This is a genomic window from Sphingomicrobium aquimarinum, assembly GCF_039655735.1.
Taxonomy (GTDB): Bacteria; Pseudomonadota; Alphaproteobacteria; order Sphingomonadales; family Sphingomonadaceae; genus Sphingomicrobium; species Sphingomicrobium aquimarinum.
Genome location: NZ_JBBYXH010000002.1, coordinates 355121 through 381703, shown reverse-complemented (window position 1 = coordinate 381703; position 26583 = coordinate 355121). Strand labels below are relative to the sequence as shown.

The window sequence follows — 26583 nt, the reverse complement described above, 5'->3', positions numbered from 1 at the left end:
GGTTCAACCGCGTGAGGAGCCATCCGGTTCCTTGATCTGCGTCAGGCGGGAAGCGCTGTATCGTCGACCCAGTCGCGTGAGATCCGGCGCGAGGCCATCCACATGAGCGCCGCCGCAACGAAGTAGAAGAGAAGCACCACGAGCGCGGCATAGCGCAGCGAATGGGCGCCATAGGTCTCGCGCAGTGCGTCCGAGATCGCGCCGATCAACAGCGGCCCCACGCCGAGGCCGATGAGATTGTTGATCAGGAGAAACGCCCCGCTCGCGGTCGCGCGCAACGGCTGCGCCACGATGTGCTGGATCGCGGTGGTCACCGGCCCGAGCCAGAGAATGTTGAGCGCATTGGGAATGAGCAGCAGACACCAGATCAGCGTCAGATTCTCGCTCAGCAATCCCAGGGCATAGAGCGGCGCGGTAATCAGCCAGGCGATCGCCGGCAGCTTGGCGTACCACGCCTTGTCGCGCTGTCCGAGCCGGTCGGCCAACCAGCCGCCGAGGAACACGCCCGCGGTGCCACCGACGAGCAACAGCGAGCCCATGAACTGGCCCGCGCCGATCAGGCTCATGTCGAACGAGCGGATAAGCACACTCGGAATCCAGATCGCGAGCCCGTACCCGCACAGGCTCGACAGCGAGGCGCCGAACGCCAGCAACCAGAAGGTCGACTTGCGCGCGATCAGCGGAAAGACGCCCATCAGTTCGCCGAACGTCGATTTCTGGCCGCCGACGCGCGGCGGATCCTTCACTACCAGCTTGAAGATCGGCGCGAAGACGATGCCCGCGATCCCCATGACGATGAACGCCGTCTGCCAGTTGACCGCTTCGGCGATATAGGCGCCGAAGATGGTACCCGCCCCCAGGCCCACCGGCACTCCCAGCGAGAAGATCGCCAGCGCCCGCGCACGGCGTTGCGGCGGGAAATAATCGGCGATCAGTGCATAGGACGGTGCCACGCCGCCTGCCTCGCCGATACCCACGCCGAGCCGATAGAGAAAAAGCTGCGAGAAATTGGTCGCCGTCCCGCACAAGGCGGTAAAGCCCGACCAGACCGTCAGCGCACCCGCAATCACGCCCGAGCGGCTCGTGCGGTCCGCCAGCATCGCGAGCGGGATGCCGAGGAAGCTGTAGAGTAGCGCGAAGGCCAACCCGCCGACCGCACCGAATTCAGCGTCGCTGAGCCCGAGGTCGTCCTTGATCGGCTGGGCAAGGATGCCGAGGATCTGCCGGTCGAGGAAGTTGAAGATGTAGGCGATGAGCAGCATGCCCAAAACGACGTTGGCGCTCGGCCCTGATCTTCTGTCGACCGCTTCACTCATCACGCATCCCCTCCCCAAAAACGACGGGCCGCGCGCCTCGATCTGGGAGACGGCGGCCCGCTACTCTAAGCCCATGGTGGCTAGAAGCGATAGCCCACCGTTGCCATGACCTGACGCGGATTGCCGTAATAGGCCGTCAGCGTCCCCTCGGTGCCCAGCGTCGGGATGTAATTGCCCGCCGCATTACCGAGCAATTCGCCCGTATCGGGATCCTGCGCGAGGAAGTTGTAGCCCGAGACGATATAGCGCTCGTCGGTGAGGTTCTTGCCGTAGACACCGAGCGTCCAGTTGCCGCCCGGCAGCTCGTAGGTGACCCCCGCATCCCACAGCGCGAAGCCCTCCTGATCGAGCGGCGAGGCCAGCTCGAACTGCTGGCTGTCGCCGCGGTAGGAGACCGTCGTGTTGGCAATCAGTTCGCCATCGCCGATCGGCTGAAAGTAGGTCAGCGTCCCGCTCGCAGTCATGTCGGGCGTGTTCTGGATGGTCCGGTTGTCGGCCACGTCGATGCCGCGCGCATCGATATATTCGAGGAAGTCCGCATCGAGCAGGCCCAGCGACCAGCCGAAATTCAGGCGGCTCGTCGTACGGTCGCCGAACAGCGTCGCATTGCCCTCGAATTCCAACCCGCGGATGCGCGCTTCGGCGGCATTGGTCGTGATGCCGATGAAGTTCTGATTGCCGAGCGCATCGGTCACCCCGATCGACCCGGGAATCTGGATGTCGTTGTAATCGGCCTGGAACACCGCGATCGCCGCATAGACACGATCGTCGGCGAAGGAGCCCTTCCAACCCAGTTCGTAGCTTGTCACTTCTTCCGGCGAAAAGGCGAAGAAGTCATAGACTTCCGCACCGCTCACCGTGCCGTCGCCATCGAGGTCGGGCGCGGCGCTCGACTGACCACGCGGGTCGAACCCGCCGCCCTTGAAGCCCTGCGAATAGCTCGCATAGAAATTGTGGTTGTCGTTGGGCTTGAAGCTGATCGAGGCACGCGGCGTGAACGCCGTATCGGTGCGCTCGCCGGTAAAGTCCGAGGTCGTCGCGAAGACGATCCCGGCGCCGCCGAAGATCGGCGAACCGCCACCCAGATAGGTTTCGCGGAACACCGTGCTGTCGCGGCTGTCGTCGGTGTAGCGTGCACCCACCGACAGCGCGAGCTGCTCGGTGATGTCGAAGGTTACGTCGCCGAAGACCGCCCAGGTCTTGGTGCCGACCTCGCCCTGCGTCAGCGCGGTGAGACCGTTCAATGCCGTGAACAGCCGCACGTCGAAGACCGTGTAGGCATCGGCATCGAGATAGTAGCCGCCGATGAGGCCGTTGATGCGATCGCTCTCGAACAGCAGCTGCAATTCCTGGCTCAGCTGCTCGTTCTCGTAAATCGCGGGGACGTCGAGATCGACCGCGGGCAGGGTATCGAAGTCGATGGGCGTGTAGCTCACATCCTCACGCCATGCGCTGATCGAACGGAACGTGAGATTTTCCGACAGCGGAATTTCGAGGTTCCCCGACACGCCCTGCGCCGACACTTCCTGCAACGGATCGGTCAGGCCGCCGCGGCTGTCGTAGACGTCGTCGAGCAGCGGAGCGCCCGACACGAGGCCCGGGATGAGCCGCGAGCCCCCGCGCGCATTGCTGTCGTCGTTGGTGTAATCATAGGCGATGCGCAGCAGGAAATCATATTCGCGCCCGAACTCGGCGCTCGCGCGAATGGCGGCGATCTCCTTGTTGTAATTCTCCTCGCCCGTGGTGAGGTTGGTGCCGAAGCCGTCGTTCTGCAAGACGGCGGTGCCGAAGCCGAAACGCGCCCCTTCGGTGCCGTAGCTGAACTTGCCGACGAGGTCGGTCTGCCCATAGGTGCCGATCGTCGCGCGCGCCGAGAGGGCCGGCCCCTCGGGCAGCCGCTTGGTGACATATTTGACCGCGCCGCCGATCGTGTTGCGGCCGTAGAGCGTACCCTGCGGGCCGCGCAGCACCTCGATCCGCTCGACGTCGTAGATGTCGAGCACCGCTCCCTGGGGGCGGTTGAGGTAGACGTCGTCGAGATAGATGCCGACGCCCTGCTCGAAACCGGCGACCGGATCCTGCTGGCCGACGCCGCGGATGAAGGCCGAGAGCGTCGAGTTGGTCCCGCGCGAGGCTTCCAGCGTCACGTTCGGTGTCGTGTCGGCAATGTCGGTGATATCGAGCGCCGCCTCGCGCTCGAGCGTCTCGCCCGTATAGGCGGTGACGGCCAGCGGCACGTCCTGCAGGCTCTCGGCGCGGCGGCGCGCGGTGATGACGATGGCGCCGCCATCCTCGTCCTCGTTGGCGACCGGTGCCCCGTCGGCATCCTCGTCGGGCTGGCCCGACTGCTGCGCCTGCGCCGGCATCGCCAGCATCGCCAAGCCCGCGGCGCCCGCAAACAGCCCCGCACGAATCGTCGTGATCATCGTCATCTCAAGGTTCCTCCCCTGTTTTCTCCTCGTCCGCGGCCTGACTTCCACGAACGACATGCAGCCCTCCTTACTGAAAGTTGAACCATCTTTCAACTTCGGTTATGCGGACGGTATGGGGGAGCGAGAAAAGCACATGGCCGAAGGCGCATCATCGGGGCGGAGCCACGGCTCCGCGGGTCCCAAGACCCCGCGGACCGCACGCGGCCAGCGCACCCGCGCCAAGATCCTCGACGCGGCACGAATCGAGTTCGGACAAACGGGCTTTTCCGAAACCTCGATCGTCGCGATCACGGCCCGCGCCGAGGTCGCGCTCGGCACCTTCTACACCTATTTCGACAGCAAGGAGGAAGTGTTCGCCGCCTTGGTGGCGGACATGTCGCAGCGTGTCGCGGACGCGGTGGCACCTGCGATCGCAGGCCTCGACGACGCCCTCCGGCGCGAGGAAGTCGCGCTCCATGCTTTCCTCGATTTCGCGGGCGAACATGCCGAGGTCTATCGCATCATCGACGAGGCCGAATTCGTCGACCCCGACGGCTTCGAGCGTCACTACCGGGGGACGGCCGCGCGCCTTCGTGACCGTTTGTCGGGCGGTGGGGGGATCGCGCCGGCGGACAGCGATATCGAGGCCGAAATCCGCGCCTGGGCGGTGATGGGAATGTACGTATTCCTCGGTCTTCGGTTCAGCGTCTGGGAGCGCGAGGACCCGGCCAAGGTCGCCGCGATCGCCCGGTCGCTCATCGCGGACGGGCTCCGGAAAGGCTAGAGCGCCCGCACGAGCGCGACGAACGCGTTGATATCGTCGGCGTCATGATAGAGGCCAAGGCCGACCCGCAGTACATCGCCCCGCACGTCGGTCAGGCACTGCTCGTCCTTGAGGGCCGCGCTCCATTCGGCGGCCTTCTCGTGCCGAAAGCCGAGAAAGCGCGCATGGTCCGACGAACCGAGCGGATTCAGCAGCTCGGCCGCACCCAATACGGTGCCGTCCAGGGCTTCGACGAGTTGTTGCTGCAAGCCATCGACCTCAGCCGAAATGGTTGCGGTATCGAGCCCCTCGTCGGCCAGCATCGCGCGAATCGCGTTCCAGCGGTAGAGCGCGCTCGGGTCGAAGGTCGCCCCCATGAAGCGCATCGCGTCGCGCGCATAGCCGACCATCCCGGGCGGCAGGTCGAGATCCTCGAACTCGGCGAACCAGCCGGTGACCGGCGGGCGCTCGCCGAAACCCGGCGGGCAGGACATGAAGCCCATTCCCTCGCCCGCCATCGCATATTTATAGCCGCCACCGAGGAAGAAGGCCTTGTCCGACCAGGCAGCCGGAAACGGCGCATCGAGCGCCATGAAGCTGTGATAGCCATCGATCACCACCCACGGACCCTCGGGGTCCGCAAGGGCGACGATGTCGTCCAGCCCCGTCACGACGCGCCCCGACCCGAACAGTACCTGGCTGCACATGATGAGGTCGAAATCGCCTGATCGCGCCCGTTCGAGGAACCGCTCGGCGAACGTGCCGAACGGATCGACCGCGACCGTCTCCAGCACGATCTGCTCGGCTTCGATCCAGCGCAGGAACTGCCGCCGCGCGCTATGGAATTCGCCGTCGCTCGCGAGGATGCGCAAGGGCCCGCCGGCGGGACGCGGACAGGCCGCGCCGAGCCGGACGATGAAGTCGTGCGTATTGGCGGCAAAGACGATGCGGTCGTGCGCCTCGCGGCCCATGCCGAGTTCCGCCGCGACATGGCCGGCGGCCTCGGGCCACACCTCCCCCATGACGCGTGCCCACTTGGAATCGGCCAAGCGTGCCGCGTCGGCCCAGCATTCGACCTGCCCCTCGAAGCTCGCGTCGGGCCACAGATGATGGCTGTGCGCCGCCATGTGCAGACGCCCCGGCGCGGCGGTCAGGCTTCGCGAGAAAAGGCGTTTATGGCTCACAGGCTCGTCCTCAACGACCAGAGGGCGGGAAAGGCGCGCTTCTCCAGCGTCGAGCGGAGATAGGCCGACCCCGACGATCCGCCGGACCCCTTTCGCCCGCCGATGACCCGCTCGACCGTGATGACATGCTTGTGCCGCCACATGGCGAGCGCATCGTCGAGATCGACCAGTTTCTCGGCAAGGCCGTAGAGCCCCGAATACGCCGCGGGATCGCGATAGATCTGCGTCCAGCTCGCCTCGACGGCGGCATCGTCCGACACGTCGAAGCCCGCCCGTCCGAGCGCTGCGACTGCCTCGTCCCACAGGCTCGGCGCCTCGAGCGCCCGCTCGAGCTTCGCCCGCTCCGCGCTGCCATCCTCGTAGTTCGACAGGAAGCGCTCGTCCTTCAATCCCAAGCGATACTCGACCGCGCGGAACTGCGCCGACTGGAAGCCGGAGGCCGACCCGAACACATGGCGGAACTTGAGGTAATCGGAGGGTGTCAACGTCGTGAGGATGTCCCACGACAGGGTCATCACCGTCTGGATCCGGCTGACCCGCGACAAGGCCTTGTGGACGAACATGAAGGCATCGGCGCGCAGCTGTTCGCACGCATAATCGAGCTCGTAGAGGATTTCCTTGAGCCACAATTCCTTGGTCTGGTGGATGACGATGAAGAGCATCTCGTCATGCACGTCGCTGTGCGGCTTCTGGCTCGCCAACAGGGCATCGAGCCCCAGATAGTCGGCGTAGGTCTGGTCTTCGGGGATGGCGGTCATGCGGGGCTGGCTACTATGTCGCCCCGCCGCCGTCCATCGCTGCCATGCTTATTGCTGCGGCGGCTGCTGTCCCATCCCGCCCTGGCTGACCGAGCCGATGTTGCCGAACAGCTCCTCGAAGAAGCTCCGCTGGCGGCCGAGCGTCGGCGTCACGTCGCCTTCGGGATCGATCGAGGCGACGCGCTCCTCCCCGGTTTCGGTCACGGCGGCGACATTGCCCGCTTCGTCGAACGAGACGCGGATGACGCGGGTGTCGGTCAGGCGCGGCTGGCGAAAGGCGAACGTCGAGGTGCGGCGGCTGACATAATACCAGTCCCCTTCCTCGAACTGGCTCGTGAAGGTCGGCTCGCCGAGGGTGGCGCGCACCGAGTCGCGGTTGTCCACGCCGGGGGCGAGCGATTGGGTCAGTTCCTGATTGTAGACATAGCCCTCGTTGTCGCGGATGCCCGCACAGGCCGAAAGGCTGCTGCCGACGAGGGCGAGAATGGCGATACGGCGAAACACTGTCATCGAGCGGGCAACCTTCTTATTCTGGAACCGCGAACCCTTGCGGGCCGCACATGCGCGGGACTATGCGGCTAGAGAAGAAAGCGCGCAAGCCTTGTCGCCCCCTGCGACGCGATGGATGAGCGCGTGCTGAACCGGATCAGGAGCCGGATATGAAAAAGCTGCTCGACCTTTTTCGCGCCCCTCCCGGGGCTGCCACCCAGAGCCTCTACGCGGCGCTCGTCCGCGAGGCGCGCGACAAGCATTGGTATGTCGAGGGCAAGGTACCCGACGACATGGACGGGCGTTTCGCGCTCCTGTCGAGTATCGTGGCATTGACGATCCTGCGCCTCGAAGAAGGCAGCGAGGAAGCGGTTCGCGCCAGCGTGTCGCTCACCGAAGGGTTCATCGCCGACATGGATGCGCAGATGCGCGAGATCGGCTTCGACACGACGATCGGCAAACAGGTCCGGGGCCTCGTCGGCGCGCTGGCCGCGCGGGTCGACCGCTGGCGGCGCGCCAAGGAGGACGGATCGAGCGACGCCTGGACGGCGGCGACGCGCTTCAGCGTCTATCGCGACGGCGACATCGAGGAACCGGTGCTGACCTATGCCGCCGAACAGATGCGCCGTTTTTCCGAACGGATTGCGGGCGAATCCGATGCGCTTTTGCTGCGAGGTGACCTGTGAGCGATCCGCTCGCCCCGGTCTCGATCGCGACGATCCAGGATGGTCAAAGCGTGGCACTGCGTGGCGACGAGGCGCTGCGCCAGAAGATCGCTCAGCGGCTCGGGCTGCTGTCGCTCTCCCGCTTCGAGGCCGATGCAACGCTCGAACGCGACGGCGATACGATCGCCGCCAAGGGCACCGTCCGAGCCGAGCTCGAACAGGCCTGCACCGCGACCGGCGATCCCATCGAAGAGCGCGTGGACGAGCCTTTCTCGCTACGCTTCGCGCCGCAACCCGAGCATGGCGAGGACGAGGAAATCGAACTTGCGTCGGACGATCTCGACACGATCTTCCACGACGGGCGGCAGATCGGCTTGGGCGACGCCATCATCGACACGCTCGCGCTTGCCCTCGACCCCTATCCGCGCGTCGAAGACGCCGACGAGCGGCTGCGGGCGGCAGGCGTCCTCACCGAGGAAGAGGCCGGTGCCTTCGGCGCGCTCGCCGAACTCAAGAAAAAGATGGAAGGCGGAGGCTAGCCCCGCCCTTGCGACCTAGAAGGGCACGTCGTCGTCGAGGTCGTTGTCGAAGGTCGCAGGTTGCGGGCGCGACTGGGGGGCGTTGCCGCCACCATAGCCGCCGCCGCTCTGCCCGCCGCTGCCGCCATAGCCGCCCTGGCTTCCCCCACCATAATCGCCGCCGCCGCCGCCGTCGCGGCTATCGAGCAGCACCAGTTCGCCGCGATAGCGCTGCAGCACGATCTCGGTCGTGTACCGATCGTTGCCCGTCTGGTCCTGCCACTTGCGGGTCTGGATCTGACCTTCGAGATAGACCTTCGAGCCCTTGCGCAGATAATTCTTGGCCACGCGGCCCAGATTCTCGTTCCAGATCACGACCTGGTGCCACTCGGTGCGCTCCTGTCGATTGCCGTCCTTGTCCTTCCAGCTTTCGCTCGTGGCGACGCGAAGGTTCACGACCTCGCCGCCATTGTTGAGGGAGCGGGCTTCGGGGTCGGCCCCGAGATTACCCACCAGGATCACCTTGTTGACGCCGGCCATCGATTTTCTCCTCTGATGCGATTTTGACACGGGGATAGAACGGCTGGGACGCATTGGAAACCCGCCATGCCGACATGGCCCATGCGACGGCTTTTCAAGGTCCGCTTCATCGGCCATGGCGCGCACCGTGACATCCTTTCTTACTCTCTCATCCGCAGTGCTCGTGGCCGCATGCGTCCTGCCCACGCCCGTCGCTGCGCAGGACGCCGACGCTGCGCGTGGCGCGCGAATCTACACTCCTGCCGACCTTGCCCGCTACGCACCGCAGACCGCGCTCGACATGGTCCGCCGCATCCCGGGCTTCTCGCTGGAAAGCGGCGATCAGGGCAGCCGCGGTCTGGGGCAGGCCAGCCAGAACGTGCTCGTCAACGGTCAGCGCATCTCGGGCAAGACCAACGACGCCATCTCGACCCTGTCGCGGATCGACGCGGACCAGGTCGTTCGCATCGAGATCCTCGACGGGGCGACGCTCGACGTCCCCGGCCTGTCGGGCGAAGTCGCCAACGTCGTCTACGAGGGTGGCGGCGTCAGCGGGACGTGGCGCTATCAGGCGACGTTGCGCGAACGCATCGCTGACAATTTCATCGACGGGTCGGCGACCCTGTCGGGCGGCGATGTTGCCGAGCGCTGGTCGCTGGCCGCCGAAACCAATCGCCGTCGGCAGGGTAATTTCGGCCCCGAGCTGCTCTTCTCGCCCGACGGCACCTTGCTCGTCAGCCGCGAGGAAGTCGCGCGTTACGACAGTTTCCGCCCGCGGGTGTCGGGAAGCTACACGCGCCGTTTCGCGGACGGCAGCGACCTCTCGCTGAGCGGCGCGGGCGGGCTGGGCGTCCAGCGCAACCGCACCGACGGCACCATCGCCCCCGTCGAGGGCGACGCCTTAAATGAGCGCTTCGAGGGCAGCGAGGACGAATGGAACCTCGAAGTGGGCGCAGACTATGCCTTCGACCTCGGTGCCGGTCGCCTCAAGCTCATCGGGCTCCAGCGATTCGAACATTCTCCCACCAGCGACCTGTTCGGCGTGATCGGCGCGGACTTCGCGCGGTTCGAACGGGTCGTGGACGAAAGCGAGAGCATCGCGCGCGGGGAATATGGCTGGGCGACCGGCGGGGCGGACTGGGGGCTTTCGCTCGAAGGGGCCTTCAACCAACTCGACTCCGAAGGGGTGTTCATCGACCTTCCCGTCGATGGCCCCGAAATGGCGACGGACTTTGCGCCCAACACGATTGCCGAGCAGCGGGCCGAGGCGATCGTCAGCTTCTCGCGCCCGCTCGGCCCCCGCGTGTCGCTTCAGGCCAACGCGGGCGGCGAAGTATCGCGGATCGTCGCCGACGGCGGGGAAGCACGGACCTATGCGAACCCCAAGGGCTCTGCGGCGCTGAGCTGGCGCGCGAGCGACAGGCTGACGGTCGACGCCTCGGTCGAACGCGTGGTCGACCAACTCAATTTCTTCGATTTCCTCGCCACCGTCGATATCCAGAACGACGCCGATCGCGCGCGTAACGATGCCATCCGTCCGCCGACGCGCTGGGTTGGCCGCGTGCAGGGAATCGTCAAGCTGGGCGCATGGGGAAGCGTGACGCCCTTTCTCGCCGGGCAACGGATCGAGGGCATCATCGAAGCCATTCCCATCGATGACGACCGCGAAGCGCTCGGCAATGCGGGCAACGCCACCCGCTGGAGCGCGGGCGGGGAAGGAACGCTGCTGCTGGCGCCACTGGGACTGCCTGGCGCACGGCTCGATTTCGACGTTTCGTTCGGCGACAGCCGCTTCGTCGACCCGCTGCTGCTGACCCCCCGCGCGCTCGGCGGACAGACCTATTCGCGGTTCAATTTCGACTTCCGCCACGACCTGCCCGGCACGGCCATCGCCTACGGCGGCAGCTTCTATGCCGAGGACGAGGAAGGCAATTACCGGCTCGACCAGTTCACCAACCGCTTCAATGCCGGGCCGCGCGTTTCCATCTTCGCCGAGCATAAGAACCTGTGGCGCGGCATGCAGGCCAACCTCGAGATCTCGAACCTCCTGCAGACCAACGACCGGTTCGACCGGATCGCCTACGTCGATCGGCGCGACGGCCCGATCGCCTTCATCGAACGGCAGGATCGCGCGTTCGGCCGCGTGGTACGCTTCACGCTGTCGGGCAGCTTCTAACCCCTTCCCCGCCGCCAATTGTCGTCAATCCGTGCCGTTCGTCGAAACGCGATGGCGGATTGTCGGAGGCTCGGCGATTACTGTTGTAATTGGTTAAAACAGCAGGATCCCGATCATGCGCTTCACCACCGTTTCCTTGCTCGCCCTCGGCGCCAGCCTCGCCGTTCCGACGACCGCCCATGCGCAACAGGGCGACGAGCCGAGCGCGGTCGCCACCGATGGCGATGCCGCGAAGAGCGCGCGCGTCTACACGCTCGACGACCTCAAGCAATATGCGCCGCAAACCGCGCTCGACATGGTCCAGAGCATTCCGGGCTTCAATCTCAGCGGTGGCAACCAGGGGCGCGGACTGGGGCAGGCGAACCAGAACGTGCTGGTTAACGGCGAGCGCGTTTCGGGCAAGTCCAACGACGCGTTCGACGCGCTGAGCCGCATTGCCGCCGACAAGGTCGTTCGAATCGAGATCGTCGACGGAGCGACGCTCGACGTTCCCGGCCTGTCGGGCGAAGTGGCCAATGTCGTCTACGAAGCCGGCTCCATCAGCGGGACCTTCAATCACAATATCCAGCTGCGCCCGGGTCTCGAAGATACCTGGTTCAACTCCAACGCCAGCGTCTCGGGCGGGGGGAGCAACGACAATTGGTCGGTGAGCCTTGCCACCAATCATTTCCGCAACGGACACTGGGGCCCCGAAACGGTGTATTCCGCCGCCGGAGACCTGTTGGTCACGCGCGAGGAATATGGCCGCTACAATGGCGACCAGCCGCGCTTGACGGGGGCCTACGGGCGCACCGCCTCCAACGGTAACGTGCTCAATCTCAATTTTGCCGCCCAGATGGTCGACTTCCGTTCGAGCGTGGATGGCGACGTTCTCACCGCCGACGGGATCACCAGCCGGGAAGTCTTCCGCGGCGGTAGTGATGGTTGGAACGCGGAGGGCGGACTCGACTATGCCTTCGACCTCGGCGGCGGACGCCTCAAGCTGATCGGGCTGCAGCGTCTCGACCATTCGCCGAACTACAGCGAGTTCGGTGTCGTGGGCAGCGACTTCCAGCGCTACGAGCAGGTGACCGACCAGAGCGAGAGTATCCTGCGCTCCGAATATGGCTGGAAGATGGGCAAGAGCGACATGGAGATCGCGGTGGAGGGCGCCTATAACAGCCTCGAATCCTCCGCCGTCCTGTTCCGCCGCCCCGTCGGCGCGCCCGAACAGCAGATCGGCCTTCCCGACAACCGCATCGAGGAACTGCGCACCGACGCGATTGCGAGCCTTTCGCGTCCGCTTTCCGACACGCTGTCGTTACAGCTCAACGCGGGCGCGGAATATAGCCGGATCACGGCTGGCGATGCCGAATCGCGCGGCTACTTCCGTCCCAAGGGGTCCGCGGCGCTCAACTGGCGCGCGAGCGACACGCTGACGGTGAATGCCCAGCTCGAGCGGATCGTCGACCAGCTCGACTTCTACGACTTCCTCGCGTCCATCGACGTGCAGGACAACAACGATCGCGAAAGCACGTCCGACCTCGTCCCCTCGCAGCGTTGGCGCGCTCGGCTCGAAGCGGTCAAGAAGCTGGGGCCATGGGGGTCGCTCACCACCTACATTCAGGGCGAGCGGATCGAGGACGTCATCGATTTCGTGCCCGTCGATGAATTTTCCGAGGCGCTCGGCAACACCGGGGACGCGACCGCCTGGATCGTCGGCGCGGACGGCACGCTTCTGCTCGCGCCGCTTGGCGTCAAGGGCGGTCGGCTCGACATTCATGCCCATACGGGGAATTCGAGCTATACCGACCCGCTGCTGCTCACGCGTCGCCCCCTCAACCATCAGGAATATACCCACGCCCGCGTCCAGTTCCGGCATGACATTCCGGGCAGCATGATCGCTTACGGGGCGTCAGTGAACGTTTTCCACGTCAACGGCAGCTACCAGCTCGATCAATATTCGCGCGGCTATCAGAGCCAGCCCAACGGCGAGGTGTATGTCGAGCACAAGGACCTGCTCGGCCTGCAGGTCCGCGCGGGGGTCGCCAACCTGTTCGACACGCGCGATGCCTACGAACGCATCGTCTACGTCGATCGCCGCGACGGACCGATCGCGTTCATCGAGGAACGCGCCCGCGAATATGGGCGCATCGTCTATTTCAACTTTTCAGGGAAATTCTAGGGAGGGTCAGCCGAGGCCGAAGGCAACCGCGGTCCAGTAGGTCGCGCCGGCCGCGACATAGGCGATCGCGAACAGGTAGCCGACCATGAAGAGCGGCCATTTCCACCCGTTGGTCTCGCGCCGCGTGACCGCGATCGTCGAAACGCACTGGGGCGCGAAGACGAACCAGGCGAGGAAGGCCAGCGCGGTCGCGAGGCTCCAGCGGCCCGCGATCCGTTCTTCCAGTGTCTGCAACCCCTGATCGTCTTCGGCATCGAGTGCGTAGACCGTACCGATCGCCGCGACCGCGACTTCGCGTGCCGCCATCGCGGGCAGGAGCGCGAGACTGATGTCGCGGTTGAACCCGATCGGCTCGACCACGACTTCGATCCCGCTCGCGATATGCCCCGCGATCGAGGCCTCGACCTGGCTCTCGCCGGGGCCCGCCTTGGGATAGCTCGCCAGGGCCCACAGGATAACGGTCGTCGCGGCGATGATGGTGCCCGCACGCTTGAGGAAGATCCACGCCCGCTGCCAGAGACCGATCAGGACGTCGTCCAGTCGCGGCATCTGATATTTGGGCAGCTCCATCATGAAGTTGCCGCCCTCGCCCTTCACGACGCTGCGGCGAAGGACCGCCGCGACCGCCATCGCGCCGAGAACGCCGGCGAGATAAAGACCGAACAGCACCAGCCCCTGCAGCCCGATCGCGGGCGCCACGAGCGTGTCGGGAATGAAGGCGGCGATGATCAGCGTGTAGACCGGTAGCCGCGCCGAACAGGTCATCAGCGGGGCGATCAGGATGGTCGTCAGCCGGTCCTTGGAATCCTCGATGGTGCGGGTCGCCATGATGCCCGGCACCGCGCAGGCGAAGCTCGAGAGAAGCGGAATGAAGGAGGAGCCGTTGAGCCCCACCTTGCTCATCAGCCGGTCCATCAAAAAGGCGGCGCGCGCCATGTAGCCCGACATTTCGAGCATCAGGATGAAAAGGAACAAGAGGATGATCTGCGGCAGGAAGACGACGACCGAGCCGACGCCCGCGAACAGTCCGTCGACGATCGCCGAGCGCAGGATGCCGTCGGGGAGCGCGGTGCCGACCCAGGTGCCGGCCGCGACCACAAGGCCTTCGAGAAGATCGGCAGGCGGGCCCGCCCAGGCGAAAACGGCCTGGAACATCACGAACAGGATCGCCGCGAGGATGGCAGGCCCGATGATCGGGTGAAGGAACAGCCCGTCGAGCCGATGCGACCAGACGCGGGTCGGCGTTTCGGACACGATCGCGGCCATCGCGATCTCGCGTGCGCGGTTCTGCAAGGACAGCGGATCGGTTTCTGGGGCGTCCCATTCCTTGGGGCGCGGAGCATCGGCAGCGCGTCGCAGCGCTTCCTTGACCTCGGCGATCCCGCGCCGGCGAACCGCGACGGTCTCGATGACCGGCACGCCCAGTTCGCGTTCGAGCGCGGCGGCGTCGAGTTCGAGCCCGTCGCGCTTCGCGAGGTCCATCATGTTGAGCGCGACGACCGTCGGCAGCCCAAGGTCGATCAGCTGGAGCGTGAAACGAAGGTGATTGTCGAGGTTGGCGGCATCCACGACCACGAGAAGCGCGTCGGGCTTGCGCTCGTATTCGCCCTCGCCGAGCACGACGCTGCGCGTGACGAGTTCGTCGGGACTGCTGCCGTCCAGCGAGTAGGTGCCGGGAAGATCGACCAGTTCGGCGAGGCTCCCGTTTTCGAAACTGAAGCGTCCCGCATGCCGCTCGACGGTCACGCCGGGATAGTTGCCGACCTTCTGTCGCGCGCCGGTGAGCGCATTGAACAAGGCGCTCTTGCCGGCATTGGGGTTGCCGACGACTGCAATCAGCGGTGCCTGGTTCACGCCGCTTGGCGCACTTTCACCCGCACGGCGGCGGCATGGGCGCGGCGGATCGCAACGGTCATCCGCCCGACCTTCACGGCCAGCGGGTCGGCGCCGAAAGGCGCACGGTGGAGCGGGCAGACGGTGACGCCGGCATCGAACCCGAAGTTCCGCAGCCGCGCTGCGTCACGGGGCGACAGCGTCTCCCAGTCGATACCCGCCACTTCCGCCGAAGCGCCGGTCGTCATCTGGTCGAGCGTGGTCATGGGGTCGTGCTTGCTCATTATTGCGACTGATTATCAATAAAAAGAAGCCGACGCGAGTCTTTTATCGGATCAGGCGGCGGGCGGGTAGCGAAGACGCCCCAGAAAGCGCGACATGCTGAACCGGCGCGTCGGGTCGCCCCGCAGCTTCGCCTTCACTTTTTCGATCTGCATGACATCATCGATACGGCGGTCGAGGAACGCGGCGGTGTCGCTCCAGCCATCGCTGTCATCGTCAAGCCACGCGTAAAGGGTGGAAGCATAGACGCCGATGAGGGTCGCACGCTTGGTATAATGGTTGAAGTCGGTCGCGGTATCGCCCGCGAGCCGCCACATCAGGTCCGCCGTGTTCCACGCGGTCTTCGCCGCGAGCGGCACGTTCTTGGGCAGGCTGAGGATCGACAGACCCGTCCGCACCGCCTCGCGCGCCGGCCCTGCAATCTCGAGGCGCGCCCAGACCAGCGCGCGGATGCGTTCGCGGATCTTCATCGTCGCGATTCTCTCGGGCGGGAAGGCGGCGACCATCGCCGCATCGACCCCCTCGATCCACGCGGCGACCATCTTCGCCGGATCGTCGGGAAAGGCGAGCCGCGCAACGTCGCGGTCGATATCGAGCTGGTCGGCGGCGGCGAGCACCGCTTCCTCGCCCCATCCGTCGAACACGGCATTCTCCGCCACCGCGAGGGAGAGCTTCAGGCGAGTCGCGTCGAGCGGGGTCATCTCGGTCATGGGGATGAATGTGGGACGATCGGTTGTTCTTCGCAACCGCCATCCCCAGTTGGCGTTCACCCCTCGCCCCTCCACGAAAGGATCCCATGCCCGACCTGTTCGACCCCATCGACCTCGGCGCGATTGCCGCGCCCAACCGCATCGCCATGGCCCCGCTCACCCGCGGCCGCGCCAGCGAAGACGGCGTTCACGGCCCGCTCGCGGTGGAATATTATCGCCAGCGCGCCGAAGCGGGACTGATCATTTCGGAAGCCACCGGGATTTCGAAGGAAGGGCTCGGTTGGCCCTATGCGCCGGGGCTGTGGACCGACGCGCAGGTCGAAGGGTGGAAGCCCGTCACCGAAGCGGTGCATCAGGCAGGCGGGCGGATCGTCGCGCAGCTGTGGCACATGGGCCGCCTCGTCCACCCCGACATGGGCGGCGGGGCGCCGGTTTCCGCGAGCGCCACCACCGCGCCGCAGCAGCTCCACACCTTCACGGGCAAGCAGGATGCCGTCGAGGCGCGGGCGCTACCGATCGACGAAATTCCCCGCGTCGTCGCCGACTATGTCCACGCCGCCGCCAACGCCGTCCGCGCGGGCTTCGACGGCATACAGGTTCACGGCGCGAACGGGTATCTCATCGACCAGTTCATCCGCGACGGCGCCAACCATCGCGACGACGATTATGGCGGCTCGGCCGAAAACCGCTGCCGCCTGATGCGCGAGGTCTGTGAGGCGATCGGCGGCGAAATCGGCATGGATCGCACGGCCATTCGTCTTTCCCCGATCGGCCCCGTCCAGGGCGTCGATGACAGCAGTCCCGAAGACACGTTCGTCACCGCCGCACGGATCCTCGGCGAGATCGGCGTTCCCTGGATCGAGATGCGCGAGCCGGGCGAGAATTCGTCCTTCGCTCCCGCCGACCATGCCCGTGTCAGCCCCGCGATGCGCAAGGTCTACCCGGGCAAGATCGGGCTCAACAGCGATCTCGACAGGGCCTCGGGGCAGAAGCTGCTCGACCAGGGCATCGCCGATTTCGTCGCCTTCGGCCGACCCTTCATCGCCAACCCCGACCTCGTCCGCCGGATGCGCGAGGATGCGCCGATGAACGAGCCCGACCGTTCGACGTTCTATACCCGAGGGCCGCAAGGCTATGTCGATTACCCGCAACTGGAAGAGACGCGCGCATGAGCGAGACGAAGAGCAGCAAATGGAAATGGATCGCCGGCGGTGGTCTCGTCGCGGGTCTCGCGATCGCGGGGGGCCTTCGATATTACCTGCGCGAGCGGGCGACGCCCGAACCCGATTTCCTCACCTATGAAGAAGAAGGCCGCTTCGCCCTTCGCGACTATCTCGATTTCTGGGTCGCCGAGACGGTTGCCTACGGCGAACGGCGCGAGGCGATCCGCTCGGGCTTCCGGATTCTCGCCGACTATATCTTCGGGCGCAGCCATGAAGGCGATACGATCCCGATGACGTCGCCCGTGCTCGAGCAGGCCGACGGTGAAGACCGCTGGCGCGTGCGGTTCGTCATGCCCGAGGGCGAAAGCGCGGACACGCTGCCCGCTCCGCCATCGGGCGTGAAGCTCCATCACGTGACAGGTCGGCGCTACGGCATCATCCGATTTGCGGGCGCACCGGGCGACTATGATCTGGAAACCGAGGAACTGGCGTTGCGCGGATGGCTCCGCGAGAAGGGCGAAGAGATCGACGGCGAGCCGATCTATGCCTTTTACAACAGCCCCGCCATCCCCGGGCCGCTGCGCCGCAACGAGATCTGGCTCCCGGTCGTGCTGGAAGCGCCGGTCGGATACTGATCCGCGCGGACGTCAGCCGAACCGCTTCACCAGGTCCATCATCGCGATCGCCGCGCGGGCGGCCTCGCCGCCCTTGTCCTTGCGCGCGGGGTCGGCGCGCGCTTCGGCCTGGTCGCGGTTCTCGACCGTGAGGATCGCGTTTCCGATGGCGAGGCCGTCCATGGTCAGCGCCATCAGTCCACGCGCGCTTTCGCCTGCGACGATCTCGAAATGGTAGGTCTCGCCGCGGATCACCACGCCGACCGCGACATAGCCGTCATAGGCACCCGACTGGCTTGCCAGCGCCACCGCTCCGGGCAGTTCGAGCGCACCCGGGACCGTGATGGTTTCATGCTCGAGCCCCGCCGCGTCGAGCGCAGCGCGAACACCCGCAAGAAGCATGTCGTTGAGGTCTTCGTAGAAGCGCGCTTCGACAATCAGCACCTTGGCCATCAGGCGTCTCCCGTCTCGATCGCGCGTTCCTCGACGATCCTCAGCCCATAGGCATCGAGCGCGACCGGCGAATGGCGCGTGTTGGTCAACAGGATCATATCGCTGATCCCCAGGGCCGCGAGGATCTGCGCACCGACACCGTAGCTGCGAAGCCCGTCCTTGTTCTTGGGCGGACGACCCGAGCGAAGATCGGTCGCGCGGCTGAGACTCCCCGGCGCGGCGGCGTGCAGGGCCACGAGAACGCCGCGCCCTTCGCCCTCGATCATCCGCATGGCCCCGTGAAGAAGGCCCGCGCGCTCGCCCGCTTCCCCCAGCACGTCGGCGAAAAGGTCTAGGCTGTGCATGCGCACCAGCGTCGGCTCTTCGGGATCGACGCTCCCGTGCACCAAGGCCAGCTGCTCCTCGCCGCTGGCCTTGTCGCGGAAGACGCGTGCGCGCCACGTCGCTCCCGTACCGCTCTGAAAGCTGCTGTCCGAGACTTCCTCGACCATATGGTCGCGGTGAAGGCGGTAGGCGATGAGATCGCGGATCGTCCCGATCTTGAGGCCATGCTCGGCGGCATAGTCGATGAGATCGTCGAGGCGGGCCATCGACCCGTCTTCGCGCATGATCTCGCAAATCACGCCCGAGGGATTGAGCCCCGCGAGGCGCGACACGTCGACCGCGGCCTCGGTATGGCCGGCACGGACCAGCGTCCCCCCCGGCTGCGCGGTGAGCGGGAAAACATGGCCGGGCGAGACGAGGTCATCCGAGCTTTTGGACGCGTCGATGGCGACCGCGATCGTGCGCGCCCGGTCGGCGGCGGAAATGCCCGTCGTCACGCCCTCGCGCGCCTCGATCGATACGGTAAAGGCCGTCTGCATGCTCTCGCGGTTGACCCGCGCCATCGGCTCGAGACCCAGCTGATCGACGCGTTCCTTGGTGAGCGCGAGACAGATCAGCCCGCGCCCGTGCCGCGCCATGAAGTTGATCGCATCGGGCGTCGCCATCTGCGCGGGAATGACGAGATCGCCTTCGTTCTCGCGATCGTCATCGTCGACGAGAATGAACATCCGGCCGTTGCGCGCCTCGTCGATAATGGTTTCGGCATCGACCAGCACGTCGGCCCGCCCCAGCACACGTTCGAGCCGCGACAAGGTATCGGCCGTGGGATTCCATTCCTCGGTGCCGAGCTTGCGCAGGCTGTTGGGGTGAAGCCCCGCCGCGCGCGCGAGGCCGGAGCGGGTCATCTTGCCGTTGTCGACAAGCGATGTGATGCGTTCGAGAATTTCGGTAGCCATGCGGGCGGCGTATCACACTGAAATGTGAGGCCGCAACCGCAAAGCTCACATTCTGCTGGCGAGCATCCGTTCGAGATAGCGCGCCAGAACGTCGATCTCCACATTCAGCATCCGGCCTTCTTCGATGGTCGCAAAGGTCGTCTTCTCGGCGGTATGCGGAATGAGATTGACGGTGAAACGCGTCGCGTCGTCGCCATCCTCGACGCTGTTGACGGTCAGCGAGACGCCGTCGAGCGTGACCGATCCCTTCGGCGCCAGTCCGCCGCCGAGCGCCCGCGGAACGGCGATGGTCACGACCTTGGAGCCGCCCACCTCCTCGACCGAAAGTACCTCCGCAACCGCGTCGACATGACCGGTCACGATATGGCCGCCCAGTTCGTCGCCCATGCGGAGCGCCCGCTCGAGGTTGAGGCGCGCCCCTTCCTCCCACAGGCCCGCCGCGGTGCGCGAGACGCTTTCCTCGCTGACGTCGACCGCGAACCAGTCGTCGCCCTTGTCGACGACGGTCAGGCAGGCGCCCGAGCAAGCGATCGACGCGCCCATCGCGACCGTGTCCATGTCATAGTCGCATTCGATGACCAGCCGCCGGTCGCCGCGCTGCTCGACCTGGCGGACGGTGCCGATGTCGGTGATGATGCCGGTGAACATGCAGGCGCTCCTATCGTTCGCGGATGCGCTCGTAGACTTCGAGCCGATCGATGCCAAGGCTCTCCCCGCGCGCCCACTCCCATTGCCCATGCGCGTCCGCGACCGCGTCCAGCCCGATATAGCCGACCGACGAGCGGCCATCGCCGATGAGGATGGGCGCCCGGTAGATCATCAGCCGGTCGACGAGATCGGCTTTGAGGAACGCGCTCGCCGCGCCCGATCCGCCCTCGACGAGCAGGTCGTTGGCGGCAAGACCGGAGACCTCCTGCGGGTCGCGCAGGATCGTCCAGCCCGCGATCGGGTCGGCGGTCGAACTCAGCAACAGGCGCTGGGGGCTGCGATCCTCTAGCCCCGGCAGCCGCACGTCGAGCCGTGGATCGTCGGCTTCGTAGGTGCCGCGTCCCACGAGGATCATGTCGCTAGCCGCACGAAGCCGGTGGACATGCGCGCGGGCCGCTTCGCCAGTCAGCCATTTCGATTCGCCCGACGGCAGCGCGATCTTGCCGTCGATCGACAGCGCGAGCTTGAGCGTGATGCGCGGACGCCCGAGCGCGAGACGCGTGAAGAACCCGCCAAGGCTTTCCGTGGCCGCCTCAGCCTTGCGACCGACCTTCACCTTGATGCCGGCGGCTCGCAAGTGCGCGATGCCCTGGCCGGCGGTGCGCGGGTCCGGATCGCGGCAGGCGATGAGGACGCGGCCGATCCCTGCCTCGACGATGAGGTTCGCGCAGGTCGGCCCGCGCTCACTGGGATGGGCGCATGGCTCCAATGTCGAGACGAGCGTCGCGCCCGCCGACGCACTGCCTGCTTTTCCAAGCGCCACCGCCTCGGCGTGCGGGCGCCCGCCGGGCTGCGTCGCGCCCTCGCCGATGCGCTCGCCGTCCTTGATGATCACGCAGCCGACTGCGGGATTGGGCGCGGTGGTGCCGCGCGCCTCTTCCCCCAACTCGATCGCGCGCGCCATCGCGCGCGCGGGAGTCCAGCGCTCGCTCAGAGACCCGCCCTTTCGAGGGCGTCGTCCACCTTCTTGAACTGTTCTTGGCGTTCCTTCGCACGCGCCTCGATCGCTTCCTGATCGGCTTTCTGCCGGGCCACGATCTCCTCGTCGGTGCGATCGCTTTCATAAAGTTCGACATAGGTCACCGAACGCCCCGGCGAGGTGTTCACCTTGCTGTCGACCATGATGATGACGACGATACTGCCCGTGACGAGCAGCGCGAGCGTGGCACCGATGACGTGATCGCGGTCGGCGCGGCGGACGAAGGCGCCGAAGTCGCGGATCGCCCCCAAGGGACTGAAAGCGCGGAAGAAAGACATGGATCGAAGATAGGGGCCGACGCGCCAATACGCCAGCCCCTACGATCCGCTACTGCAATTCAAAGCGCAGCGTGACGGTGAGGCTGGTGGCAACGGCCTTGCCGTCCCTCGTCGCGGGCTCATAGCGCCAGACGCGCTTCAGATGCTTCTCCGCCGCCGCGACGAAGCGCGGATCGGCATCGTTGAGCGGAGTAACCGCGACCACGCGCCCGCGCGCATCCACCTCCAGCCGCAACCTCAGCGCGGCTTCCTCCCCGCGCCGCTGAAGGGCGGCCGGGTAAGGCGGCTTGAGGTCCGCACCCGACGTGATCAGGCTTGCCGATGTGGGGGCGATCGGCGGGGCCGCCTCGACGGCCGGGCTGCCCGGTTGGGGCGCCGGCACGCGGGGGGCGGGAACGGGGTTGATCGGAACGTCAGGCGCCTCGAATGTCGGCGCTATCGGGCCATTGAAGGTCGGCACCTCGATGCGCGGGGTCGGCACCGTATATTCGGGCTGTGGGGCCGGCGGGGGAGGCGTCTCGCTCGGCGGCGACGGTTCGACGGGCTCGGGAGGCACTGGCGGAAGGGGTACGTTCGTCACGACGGTCGGCGGCGTCTTGGCCGGCATCACCAATTCGGACCGCATCGTCAGCACGGCGGCGAGCGCGACGCCGTGGAGCGCGACCACGACCGCAAGCGCCTTGGGCGACAGGGAATTGGCGGGACGCGGGGCGTAATTCAGCATAACACGACTCCTGCTTGGGACTGTCATGTTACAACATTACATTCTTAATGCAAGTTGGTGGCTGTGCAGTCGCAGCATTCGCCAGACCGACCGCAGTGCTAGCCCGCGAGCCGCGCCAAGGCGCGCTCCTTCTCGATCAACGGGAGAAGTGCCGCCATCTCGGGGCCCGAGGTGCGGCCAGTAAGCGCCAGACGCAGCGGGAGAAACAGCGCCTTACCCTTGCGTCCCGTCCGATCCTTGAGCGTGGAGGTCAGTTCCGACCATGTGTCCGCCGTCCAGGGAAGCGCGCCGGCGAGCTCGGCGGCCTCGGCGAGATACGCCTCGTCCTCCGGCGGGAAATCTGGGCGCTCGATCGAGCCGGCCAGCACCTCGGCCCACGCCTCGACATCGCCGAGACGTTCGATATTGCCGCGCAGCACGTCCCAACGCGCGGCGTCGATCGTGTCGGGCAACCGGTCCTTCACCGCCTCATGGTCCATCGCATGAAGGAGTCGTGCGTTCACATGTCCGACCTCTTCCCAGGAGAAACGCGCGGGCGCCCGTCCGAACGTCGACAGGTCGAACCCTTCCGCCAGCCCCTCGAGCGTCTCGACCGCCTCGACGGGTTGCGACGTCCCGATCCGCGCAAGGACGGACAGGAGCGCCATGGGCTCGATTCCCCGCTCCGCGAGCCCGCCGACGCCCTCGGCGCCGTCACGTTTGGAAAGCTTTCCGCCTTCCGCGACGATCAAGGCGGTGTGCGCTAGGGACGGGCGGTCCGCGCCCAGCGCATCGAACATCTGCAGTTGGATTGCCGAATTGGTGACATGGTCCTCGCCCCGCACGACATGGGTGATGCCAAGCTCGGCATCGTCGATCGTCGAGGGCAGCATGTAGAGCCACGATCCGTCGGCCCGCCGAATCACGGGATCGGAAAGCTTCGGCGGCTCGAAATGCTGCGGTCCGCGCACGCCGTCGTCCCATTCGATCGCCGCCGAATGGTCCAGACGGAAGCGCCAGTGCGGTGCGCGGCCTTCGACCGGCGCATTCTCTGCCTCCGGACGCTCGTAGATCGGCGGCAACCCGCGCCCCAGGAGCACCTTTCGCCGAAGCTCCAGCTCCTCCGGGGTCTCGTAGCAGGCGTAGATCCGCCCTTCTTCCCGCAGCCGCTCGAACGCAGCCTCGTACCGGTCGAACCGGTCCGACTGGCGGACCTCCTCGTCGGGCGCGAGACCGAGCATGGCCAGATCGTCGCGAATGCCTTGCGCAAAGGCCTCGGTGGAGCGCTCGCGATCGGTATCATCGAGCCGCAGCAGGAAGGTGCCGCCCCCCTTTCTGGCCAGCAGGAAGTTCTGCAGCGCGGTACGGATATTGCCGACATGCAGCCGGCCCGTCGGGGAGGGGGCGAAGCGGGTCTTCATGATGTCGGCGCGCTACTGCGCTGCGCCGCCCGAACGGCCGATCAGCAAATTGCCGCCGGGCCCCGAGAAGCTGAGGGCTTCCTCGCCGCGGGTGACGATGACGTTCAGCTGCGGGATCGCCTCGTCGAGCTGCTGCTCGCCGCCCGACAGGCCGCGCGGGCAGGCCGTACCGCTGAGCTTCTCGGGCGCGATGATGTTGCCCGTGCGGTTGAGCGCGTAGACATAATCGATGCACTGCGAGGTAAGCTGCATCCGGCCCTCGGGGAAGGTGACCGTGATGGGGTGCGTCGACAGGTTGGTCTGACCGTTGAAATTGCTGATCGACCAGCTGCCCGAGAGGTCGAGCTCGGGACGCGCTGCCGTCTCGGCGTCGACATTCTCGCCGGCATTCTCGTCGAGCGCGGCGGGATCCTGCAGGTCGGGATCTTCCGGCGCGGAACTGTCGGCACAGGCGGCCAGCGCCAGCGGCATCGCGATCATCAAGGCAAATCGTTTCATTTTCCGGTCCTGAAAGTGTTGGTGATGGGATAACGGCGGTCGCGGCCGAAATTGCGCTGGCCGATCTTCACCCCGATGGGGGCCTGGCGGCGCTTGTACTCGGAATGCAGGATGAGTTTTTCGATCTCGGCGACGAGTTTCTCGTCCGCGCCCGTCTTGCGTGCGGTCTTGGCCACGGCATTCTCGTCCTCAATGAGGCTCTCGAGAATTCGGTCGAGCAGCTTGTAGGGCGGCAGGCTGTCCTCGTCCTTCTGGTCATGACGCAGCTCGGCACTGGGGGGCTTGGTGATGATGCGCATCGGCATCACCGCGCCGTCCGGCCCCTTCGCCCGCCGGGGCTTGTGCCGGTTGCGCCAGCGCGCGAGCGTGAAGCACGTCGTCTTGTAGGCGTCCTTCAGCACATTGTAGCCGCCCGCCATGTCGCCGTAGAGCGTCGCATAGCCGACGCTCATCTCGCTCTTGTTGCCCGTGGTCAGCAGCATCGGTCCGAACTTGTTCGACAGCGCCATCAGAATCACCATCCGCAGCCGCGACTGGATATTCTCCTCGGTCGTATCCGCCGGGTGGCCCTCGAAATGCTCGTTCAGGATCGACGTCATGGCGTCGGTCCCCTCGCCGATGGGAATGATGTCGTAGCGGCAGCCGAGCATCTCGGCGCATTGCTTGGCATCCTCCAGACTGTCGTCGGACGTATATTGGCTCGGCAGCATGACGCACCAGACACGGTCCGCACCCAGCGCATCGACCGCGATCGCCGCGGTCAGCGCGCTATCGATCCCGCCCGACAGGCCGATGAGCACGCTCTTGAAGCCGTTGCCGTCGACATATTCCTGCAGCCCCTCCATCATCGCGTGATAGATGTCCTCGGGGAACGGATCGAGCGCGGCTTTCTCGCCGTCGGCGCAGACCCAGCCGTCCTCGGTCTTCTCCCATTCGGTAACGACAATCGTCTCGTTCCAGTCGGGAAGCTGGATGGGGATCGCGCCGCCCGTATTGACGACGAAGCTCGAGCCGTCGAACGCCAGCTCGTCCTGCCCGCCGACGCGGTTGAGGTAGACGAGCGGCAATCCCGTCTCGCTCATCCGCTCGCGCACCATCTTCGTGCGCGTCTCGTCCTTGTCGAGTTCGTAGGGGCTGCCGTTCATCACCAAGAGGATTTCCGCGCCCTCGTCGGAGAGATGATGGCAAACGCGCTCCTGCCAGATGTCCTCGCAGATCGGCAGGCCGAGCTTGATCCCGTTCCATTCGACCGGGTCGGGCAGCGGCCCCGCATCGAAAATCCTATGCTCGTCGAAGGTGCCGTAATTGGGTAGTTCGTGCTTGGCGCGCCACGCGGAGATTCCGCCTTTCTCGGCCAAAAACACCGCATTGTAGACGCTGCCGTCATGCGCATGGATCCCACCGAAGATGATCGGCGGGCCGCCGTCCGAGGTCGCATCGGCGACATCCTCGTTCGCTTCCATCGCGCGGCGCACGAAACTCGGCTTCAGCGTCAGGTCCTCGGTCGGGTAGCCGGTCACCTGCATTTCGGGGAACATCACGATATCCGCCCCCGCCTCGGCAGCGCGCCGGCGCCACTCGAGCATACGTTCGACGTTACCGGCGATATCGCCGACCTTCTGGTTCATCTGGCAAAGCGCGAGGCGGAATTTCATGGACATCCGTTAGCTATCGCTTCGAGTGGCCACAAGGTTGCGCTCGTCGCGCACGCGCCGCTAAAGGAAACGCAGATATTGCATCACAGGGGACCCCACGCGCCATGAAGCTGCTCACCGGCAATTCCAATCCGCCGCTCGCCAAGGCCGTGGCCGACTATCTCGAGATCCCGCTGGTCGACGCCAGCGTCAAGCGGTTCGCCGACGAGGAAATCTTCGTCGAGGTTCACGAGAATGTGCGCGGGCAGGACATGTTCGTGCTCCAGTCGACGAGCTACCCCGCCAACGATCACATGATGGAACTGCTCATCATGATCGACGCGCTGCGCCGCGCGTCGGCCAGCCGCATCACCGCGGTCGTCCCTTACTTCGGCTACGCGCGGCAGGACCGCAAACCCGGCCCGCGCACCCCGATTTCCGCCAAGCTGGTTGCCAATCTCATCGCCGAAGCCGGCGCCGACCGCGTGCTGACGATGGATCTGCATGCGGGGCAGATCCAGGGCTTCTTCGACATCCCGACCGACAACCTCTGGGCCGCGCCGGTCATGGCGGCCGACATCCAGGCGCGCTACGGCGACAAGAAGATCGCGGTCGTCTCGCCCGACGTCGGCGGCGTCGTGCGCGCGCGCAGCCTCGCCAAGCGCCTCGACAACGCCCCGCTCGCCATCGTCGACAAGCGCCGCGAGCGCGCGGGCGAAAGCGAAGTCATGAACATTATCGGCGATGTCGAGGGCCATGCCTGCGTGCTCATCGACGATATCGTCGATTCGGGCGGTACGCTCTGCAACGCTGCCGCCGCCTTGAAGGAACAGGGCGCAACCGACGTGATGGCTTATTGCTCCCACGGCGTGCTCTCGGGCGCGGCGGGCGCCAAGATCAAGGCGAGCGTCCTCAACGAATTGGTCGTGACCGACTCGATCCACCATGAAAATCTCGAGGATGACGAAAAGATTCGCAAGCTGACCATCGCTCCCTTGTTCGGCGAGGCGATCAGCCGGATCGCGGACGAGAGCTCGGTTTCCAGCCTCTTCGACTAGGCGCCA

General features: G+C 65.9%; 26 protein-coding genes. 8 read left to right on the top strand and 18 right to left on the bottom strand.

The features are described from left to right. Window positions 1-41 precede the first annotated feature (41 nt). A complete protein-coding gene (locus WJS89_RS08040; protein WP_346340425.1) occupies window positions 42-1316 on the bottom strand; it encodes a spinster family MFS transporter in 1275 nt (424 codons plus the stop codon). Between the two features lie 80 nt (window positions 1317-1396). Next, window positions 1397-3748 carry a TonB-dependent receptor gene (locus tag WJS89_RS08035; protein ID WP_346340424.1) on the bottom strand — a complete coding sequence of 784 codons (2352 nt, stop codon included), beginning with the start codon at window positions 3746-3748 and terminating at the stop codon, window positions 1397-1399. Between the two features lie 133 nt (window positions 3749-3881). Here WJS89_RS08035 and WJS89_RS08030 point away from each other — a divergent pair, with 133 nt between their 5' ends. Further along, window positions 3882-4511, top strand: a complete 630-nt coding sequence (locus WJS89_RS08030; protein ID WP_346340423.1) for a TetR/AcrR family transcriptional regulator — start codon at window positions 3882-3884, stop codon at window positions 4509-4511. Here WJS89_RS08030 and WJS89_RS08025 read toward each other — a convergent pair. From WJS89_RS08025 to WJS89_RS08015, 3 genes are read right to left on the bottom strand one after another with little or no spacing between them, the layout of a single operon-like run. Then, window positions 4508-5674, bottom strand: a complete 1167-nt coding sequence (locus WJS89_RS08025; protein WP_346340422.1) for an aminotransferase class V-fold PLP-dependent enzyme — start codon at window positions 5672-5674, stop codon at window positions 4508-4510. The two genes, WJS89_RS08030 and WJS89_RS08025, sit on opposite strands and share 4 nt — an antisense overlap. Further along, window positions 5671-6432 carry a tryptophan 2,3-dioxygenase gene (locus WJS89_RS08020; protein ID WP_346340421.1) on the bottom strand — a complete coding sequence of 254 codons (762 nt, stop codon included), beginning with the start codon at window positions 6430-6432 and terminating at the stop codon, window positions 5671-5673. The genes WJS89_RS08025 and WJS89_RS08020 overlap by 4 nt, the downstream gene beginning before the upstream one ends. Window positions 6433-6480: 48 nt before the next feature. After that, window positions 6481-6942 carry an outer membrane protein assembly factor BamE gene (locus WJS89_RS08015; protein WP_346340420.1) on the bottom strand — a complete coding sequence of 154 codons (462 nt, stop codon included), beginning with the start codon at window positions 6940-6942 and terminating at the stop codon, window positions 6481-6483. A 149-nt stretch (window positions 6943-7091) separates the two neighbouring features. On the opposite strand from WJS89_RS08015, the gene WJS89_RS08010 reads away from it, so the two are divergent. After that, window positions 7092-7607, top strand: a complete 516-nt coding sequence (locus tag WJS89_RS08010; protein WP_346340419.1) for a ubiquinol-cytochrome C chaperone family protein — start codon at window positions 7092-7094, stop codon at window positions 7605-7607. Then, a complete protein-coding gene (locus WJS89_RS08005; RefSeq protein ID WP_346340418.1) occupies window positions 7604-8125 on the top strand; it encodes a YceD family protein in 522 nt (173 codons plus the stop codon). Before WJS89_RS08010 ends, WJS89_RS08005 begins: the two co-directional genes overlap by 4 nt. Window positions 8126-8140: 15 nt before the next feature. Here WJS89_RS08005 and ssb read toward each other — a convergent pair whose 3' ends face one another. Further along, entirely contained in the window at window positions 8141-8644 is a 504-nt protein-coding gene (gene ssb / locus WJS89_RS08000; protein WP_346340417.1) for a single-stranded DNA-binding protein, read from the bottom strand. A gap of 163 nt (window positions 8645-8807) precedes the next feature. Here ssb and WJS89_RS07995 point away from each other — a divergent pair, with 163 nt between their 5' ends. Both WJS89_RS07995 and WJS89_RS07990 read left to right on the top strand, forming a co-directional pair. Beyond that, entirely contained in the window at window positions 8808-10799 is a 1992-nt protein-coding gene (locus tag WJS89_RS07995; RefSeq protein ID WP_346340416.1) for a TonB-dependent receptor plug domain-containing protein, read from the top strand. 115 nt (window positions 10800-10914) lie between these two features. Further along, window positions 10915-12963: a TonB-dependent receptor plug domain-containing protein gene (locus WJS89_RS07990; protein WP_346340415.1), complete on the top strand. Its 2049-nt coding sequence runs from the start codon at window positions 10915-10917 to the stop codon at window positions 12961-12963. Between the two features lie 6 nt (window positions 12964-12969). Here WJS89_RS07990 and feoB read toward each other — a convergent pair whose 3' ends face one another. The 3 genes from feoB to WJS89_RS07975 are packed head-to-tail and all read right to left on the bottom strand — an operon-like array spanning window position 12970 to window position 15788. Beyond that, entirely contained in the window at window positions 12970-14817 is a 1848-nt protein-coding gene (gene feoB, locus WJS89_RS07985) for a ferrous iron transporter B (protein ID WP_346340414.1), read from the bottom strand. Further along, entirely contained in the window at window positions 14814-15080 is a 267-nt protein-coding gene (locus tag WJS89_RS07980) for a FeoA family protein (RefSeq protein ID WP_346340413.1), read from the bottom strand. Before WJS89_RS07980 ends, feoB begins: the two co-directional genes overlap by 4 nt. 51 nt (window positions 15081-15131) lie before the next feature. Further along, window positions 15132-15788 carry a COQ9 family protein gene (locus WJS89_RS07975; protein WP_346340412.1) on the bottom strand — a complete coding sequence of 219 codons (657 nt, stop codon included), beginning with the start codon at window positions 15786-15788 and terminating at the stop codon, window positions 15132-15134. 86 nt (window positions 15789-15874) lie between these two features. On the opposite strand from WJS89_RS07975, the gene WJS89_RS07970 reads away from it, so the two are divergent. Then, a complete protein-coding gene (locus tag WJS89_RS07970; protein ID WP_346340411.1) occupies window positions 15875-16960 on the top strand; it encodes an alkene reductase in 1086 nt (361 codons plus the stop codon). Then, a complete protein-coding gene (locus tag WJS89_RS07965) occupies window positions 16957-17586 on the top strand; it encodes an SOUL family heme-binding protein (protein ID WP_346340410.1) in 630 nt (209 codons plus the stop codon). Before WJS89_RS07970 ends, WJS89_RS07965 begins: the two co-directional genes overlap by 4 nt. A 12-nt stretch (window positions 17587-17598) precedes the next feature. Here WJS89_RS07965 and ribH read toward each other — a convergent pair whose 3' ends face one another. The 9 genes from ribH to WJS89_RS07920 form a co-directional block, all read right to left on the bottom strand. Continuing rightward, a complete protein-coding gene (ribH, locus tag WJS89_RS07960; RefSeq protein ID WP_346340409.1) occupies window positions 17599-18018 on the bottom strand; it encodes a 6,7-dimethyl-8-ribityllumazine synthase in 420 nt (139 codons plus the stop codon). Further along, a complete protein-coding gene (gene ribB / locus WJS89_RS07955) occupies window positions 18018-19298 on the bottom strand; it encodes a 3,4-dihydroxy-2-butanone-4-phosphate synthase (protein WP_346340408.1) in 1281 nt (426 codons plus the stop codon). The genes ribH and ribB overlap by 1 nt, the downstream gene beginning before the upstream one ends. 45 nt (window positions 19299-19343) lie before the next feature. Next, window positions 19344-19946, bottom strand: a complete 603-nt coding sequence (locus tag WJS89_RS07950; protein ID WP_346340407.1) for a riboflavin synthase — start codon at window positions 19944-19946, stop codon at window positions 19344-19346. A 10-nt stretch (window positions 19947-19956) separates the two neighbouring features. Continuing rightward, on the bottom strand, window positions 19957-20910 hold the full coding sequence (gene ribD, locus WJS89_RS07945) for a bifunctional diaminohydroxyphosphoribosylaminopyrimidine deaminase/5-amino-6-(5-phosphoribosylamino)uracil reductase RibD (RefSeq protein ID WP_346340406.1): 954 nt from the start codon (window positions 20908-20910) through the stop codon (window positions 19957-19959). 26 nt (window positions 20911-20936) lie between these two features. Next, window positions 20937-21263, bottom strand: coding sequence for a hypothetical protein (locus WJS89_RS07940; RefSeq protein ID WP_346340405.1), 327 nt, complete (start codon window positions 21261-21263; stop codon window positions 20937-20939). Between the two features lie 49 nt (window positions 21264-21312). Then, entirely contained in the window at window positions 21313-21987 is a 675-nt protein-coding gene (locus WJS89_RS07935; protein WP_346340404.1) for an energy transducer TonB, read from the bottom strand. Between the two features lie 98 nt (window positions 21988-22085). Further along, the gene (locus tag WJS89_RS07930; protein WP_346341191.1) at window positions 22086-23390 is read right to left on the bottom strand and encodes a glutamate--tRNA ligase; all 1305 of its coding nucleotides are present in this window, start codon (window positions 23388-23390) and stop codon (window positions 22086-22088) included. A 9-nt stretch (window positions 23391-23399) separates the two neighbouring features. Beyond that, window positions 23400-23885 (bottom strand): hypothetical protein, encoded by a 486-nt coding sequence (locus WJS89_RS07925; protein ID WP_346340403.1) that lies wholly within the window; start codon window positions 23883-23885, stop codon window positions 23400-23402. Next, the gene (locus WJS89_RS07920; protein WP_346340402.1) at window positions 23882-25546 is read right to left on the bottom strand and encodes an NAD+ synthase; all 1665 of its coding nucleotides are present in this window, start codon (window positions 25544-25546) and stop codon (window positions 23882-23884) included. The genes WJS89_RS07925 and WJS89_RS07920 overlap by 4 nt, the downstream gene beginning before the upstream one ends. Window positions 25547-25644: 98 nt before the next feature. On the opposite strand from WJS89_RS07920, the gene WJS89_RS07915 reads away from it, so the two are divergent. Further along, window positions 25645-26577, top strand: coding sequence for a ribose-phosphate pyrophosphokinase (locus tag WJS89_RS07915; protein WP_346340401.1), 933 nt, complete (start codon window positions 25645-25647; stop codon window positions 26575-26577). The last annotated feature ends 6 nt before the right edge of the window (window positions 26578-26583 follow it).

Bases quoted from the DNA above. Each gene is read 5' to 3' on its own strand.
- WJS89_RS08040 (WP_346340425.1), bottom strand. From the start codon at position 1,316: ATGAGTGAAGCGGTCGACAGAAGATCAGGGCCGAGCGCCAACGTCGTT.
- WJS89_RS08035 (WP_346340424.1), bottom strand. From the start codon at position 3,748: ATGACGATGATCACGACGATTCGTGCGGGGCTGTTTGCGGGCGCCGCG.
- WJS89_RS08030 (WP_346340423.1), top strand. From the start codon at position 3,882: ATGGCCGAAGGCGCATCATCGGGGCGGAGCCACGGCTCCGCGGGTCCC.
- WJS89_RS08020 (WP_346340421.1), bottom strand. From the start codon at position 6,432: ATGACCGCCATCCCCGAAGACCAGACCTACGCCGACTATCTGGGGCTC.
- WJS89_RS08015 (WP_346340420.1), bottom strand. From the start codon at position 6,942: ATGACAGTGTTTCGCCGTATCGCCATTCTCGCCCTCGTCGGCAGCAGC.
- WJS89_RS08010 (WP_346340419.1), top strand. From the start codon at position 7,092: ATGAAAAAGCTGCTCGACCTTTTTCGCGCCCCTCCCGGGGCTGCCACC.
- ssb (WP_346340417.1), bottom strand. From the start codon at position 8,644: ATGGCCGGCGTCAACAAGGTGATCCTGGTGGGTAATCTCGGGGCCGAC.
- WJS89_RS07990 (WP_346340415.1), top strand. From the start codon at position 10,915: ATGCGCTTCACCACCGTTTCCTTGCTCGCCCTCGGCGCCAGCCTCGCC.
- WJS89_RS07980 (WP_346340413.1), bottom strand. From the start codon at position 15,080: ATGAGCAAGCACGACCCCATGACCACGCTCGACCAGATGACGACCGGC.
- WJS89_RS07975 (WP_346340412.1), bottom strand. From the start codon at position 15,788: ATGACCGAGATGACCCCGCTCGACGCGACTCGCCTGAAGCTCTCCCTC.
- WJS89_RS07970 (WP_346340411.1), top strand. From the start codon at position 15,875: ATGCCCGACCTGTTCGACCCCATCGACCTCGGCGCGATTGCCGCGCCC.
- WJS89_RS07965 (WP_346340410.1), top strand. From the start codon at position 16,957: ATGAGCGAGACGAAGAGCAGCAAATGGAAATGGATCGCCGGCGGTGGT.
- ribH (WP_346340409.1), bottom strand. From the start codon at position 18,018: ATGGCCAAGGTGCTGATTGTCGAAGCGCGCTTCTACGAAGACCTCAAC.
- ribB (WP_346340408.1), bottom strand. From the start codon at position 19,298: ATGGCTACCGAAATTCTCGAACGCATCACATCGCTTGTCGACAACGGC.
- WJS89_RS07950 (WP_346340407.1), bottom strand. From the start codon at position 19,946: ATGTTCACCGGCATCATCACCGACATCGGCACCGTCCGCCAGGTCGAG.
- ribD (WP_346340406.1), bottom strand. From the start codon at position 20,910: ATGGCGCGCGCGATCGAGTTGGGGGAAGAGGCGCGCGGCACCACCGCG.
- WJS89_RS07940 (WP_346340405.1), bottom strand. From the start codon at position 21,263: ATGTCTTTCTTCCGCGCTTTCAGTCCCTTGGGGGCGATCCGCGACTTC.
- WJS89_RS07935 (WP_346340404.1), bottom strand. From the start codon at position 21,987: ATGCTGAATTACGCCCCGCGTCCCGCCAATTCCCTGTCGCCCAAGGCG.
- WJS89_RS07925 (WP_346340403.1), bottom strand. From the start codon at position 23,885: ATGAAACGATTTGCCTTGATGATCGCGATGCCGCTGGCGCTGGCCGCC.
- WJS89_RS07920 (WP_346340402.1), bottom strand. From the start codon at position 25,546: ATGTCCATGAAATTCCGCCTCGCGCTTTGCCAGATGAACCAGAAGGTC.
- WJS89_RS07915 (WP_346340401.1), top strand. From the start codon at position 25,645: ATGAAGCTGCTCACCGGCAATTCCAATCCGCCGCTCGCCAAGGCCGTG.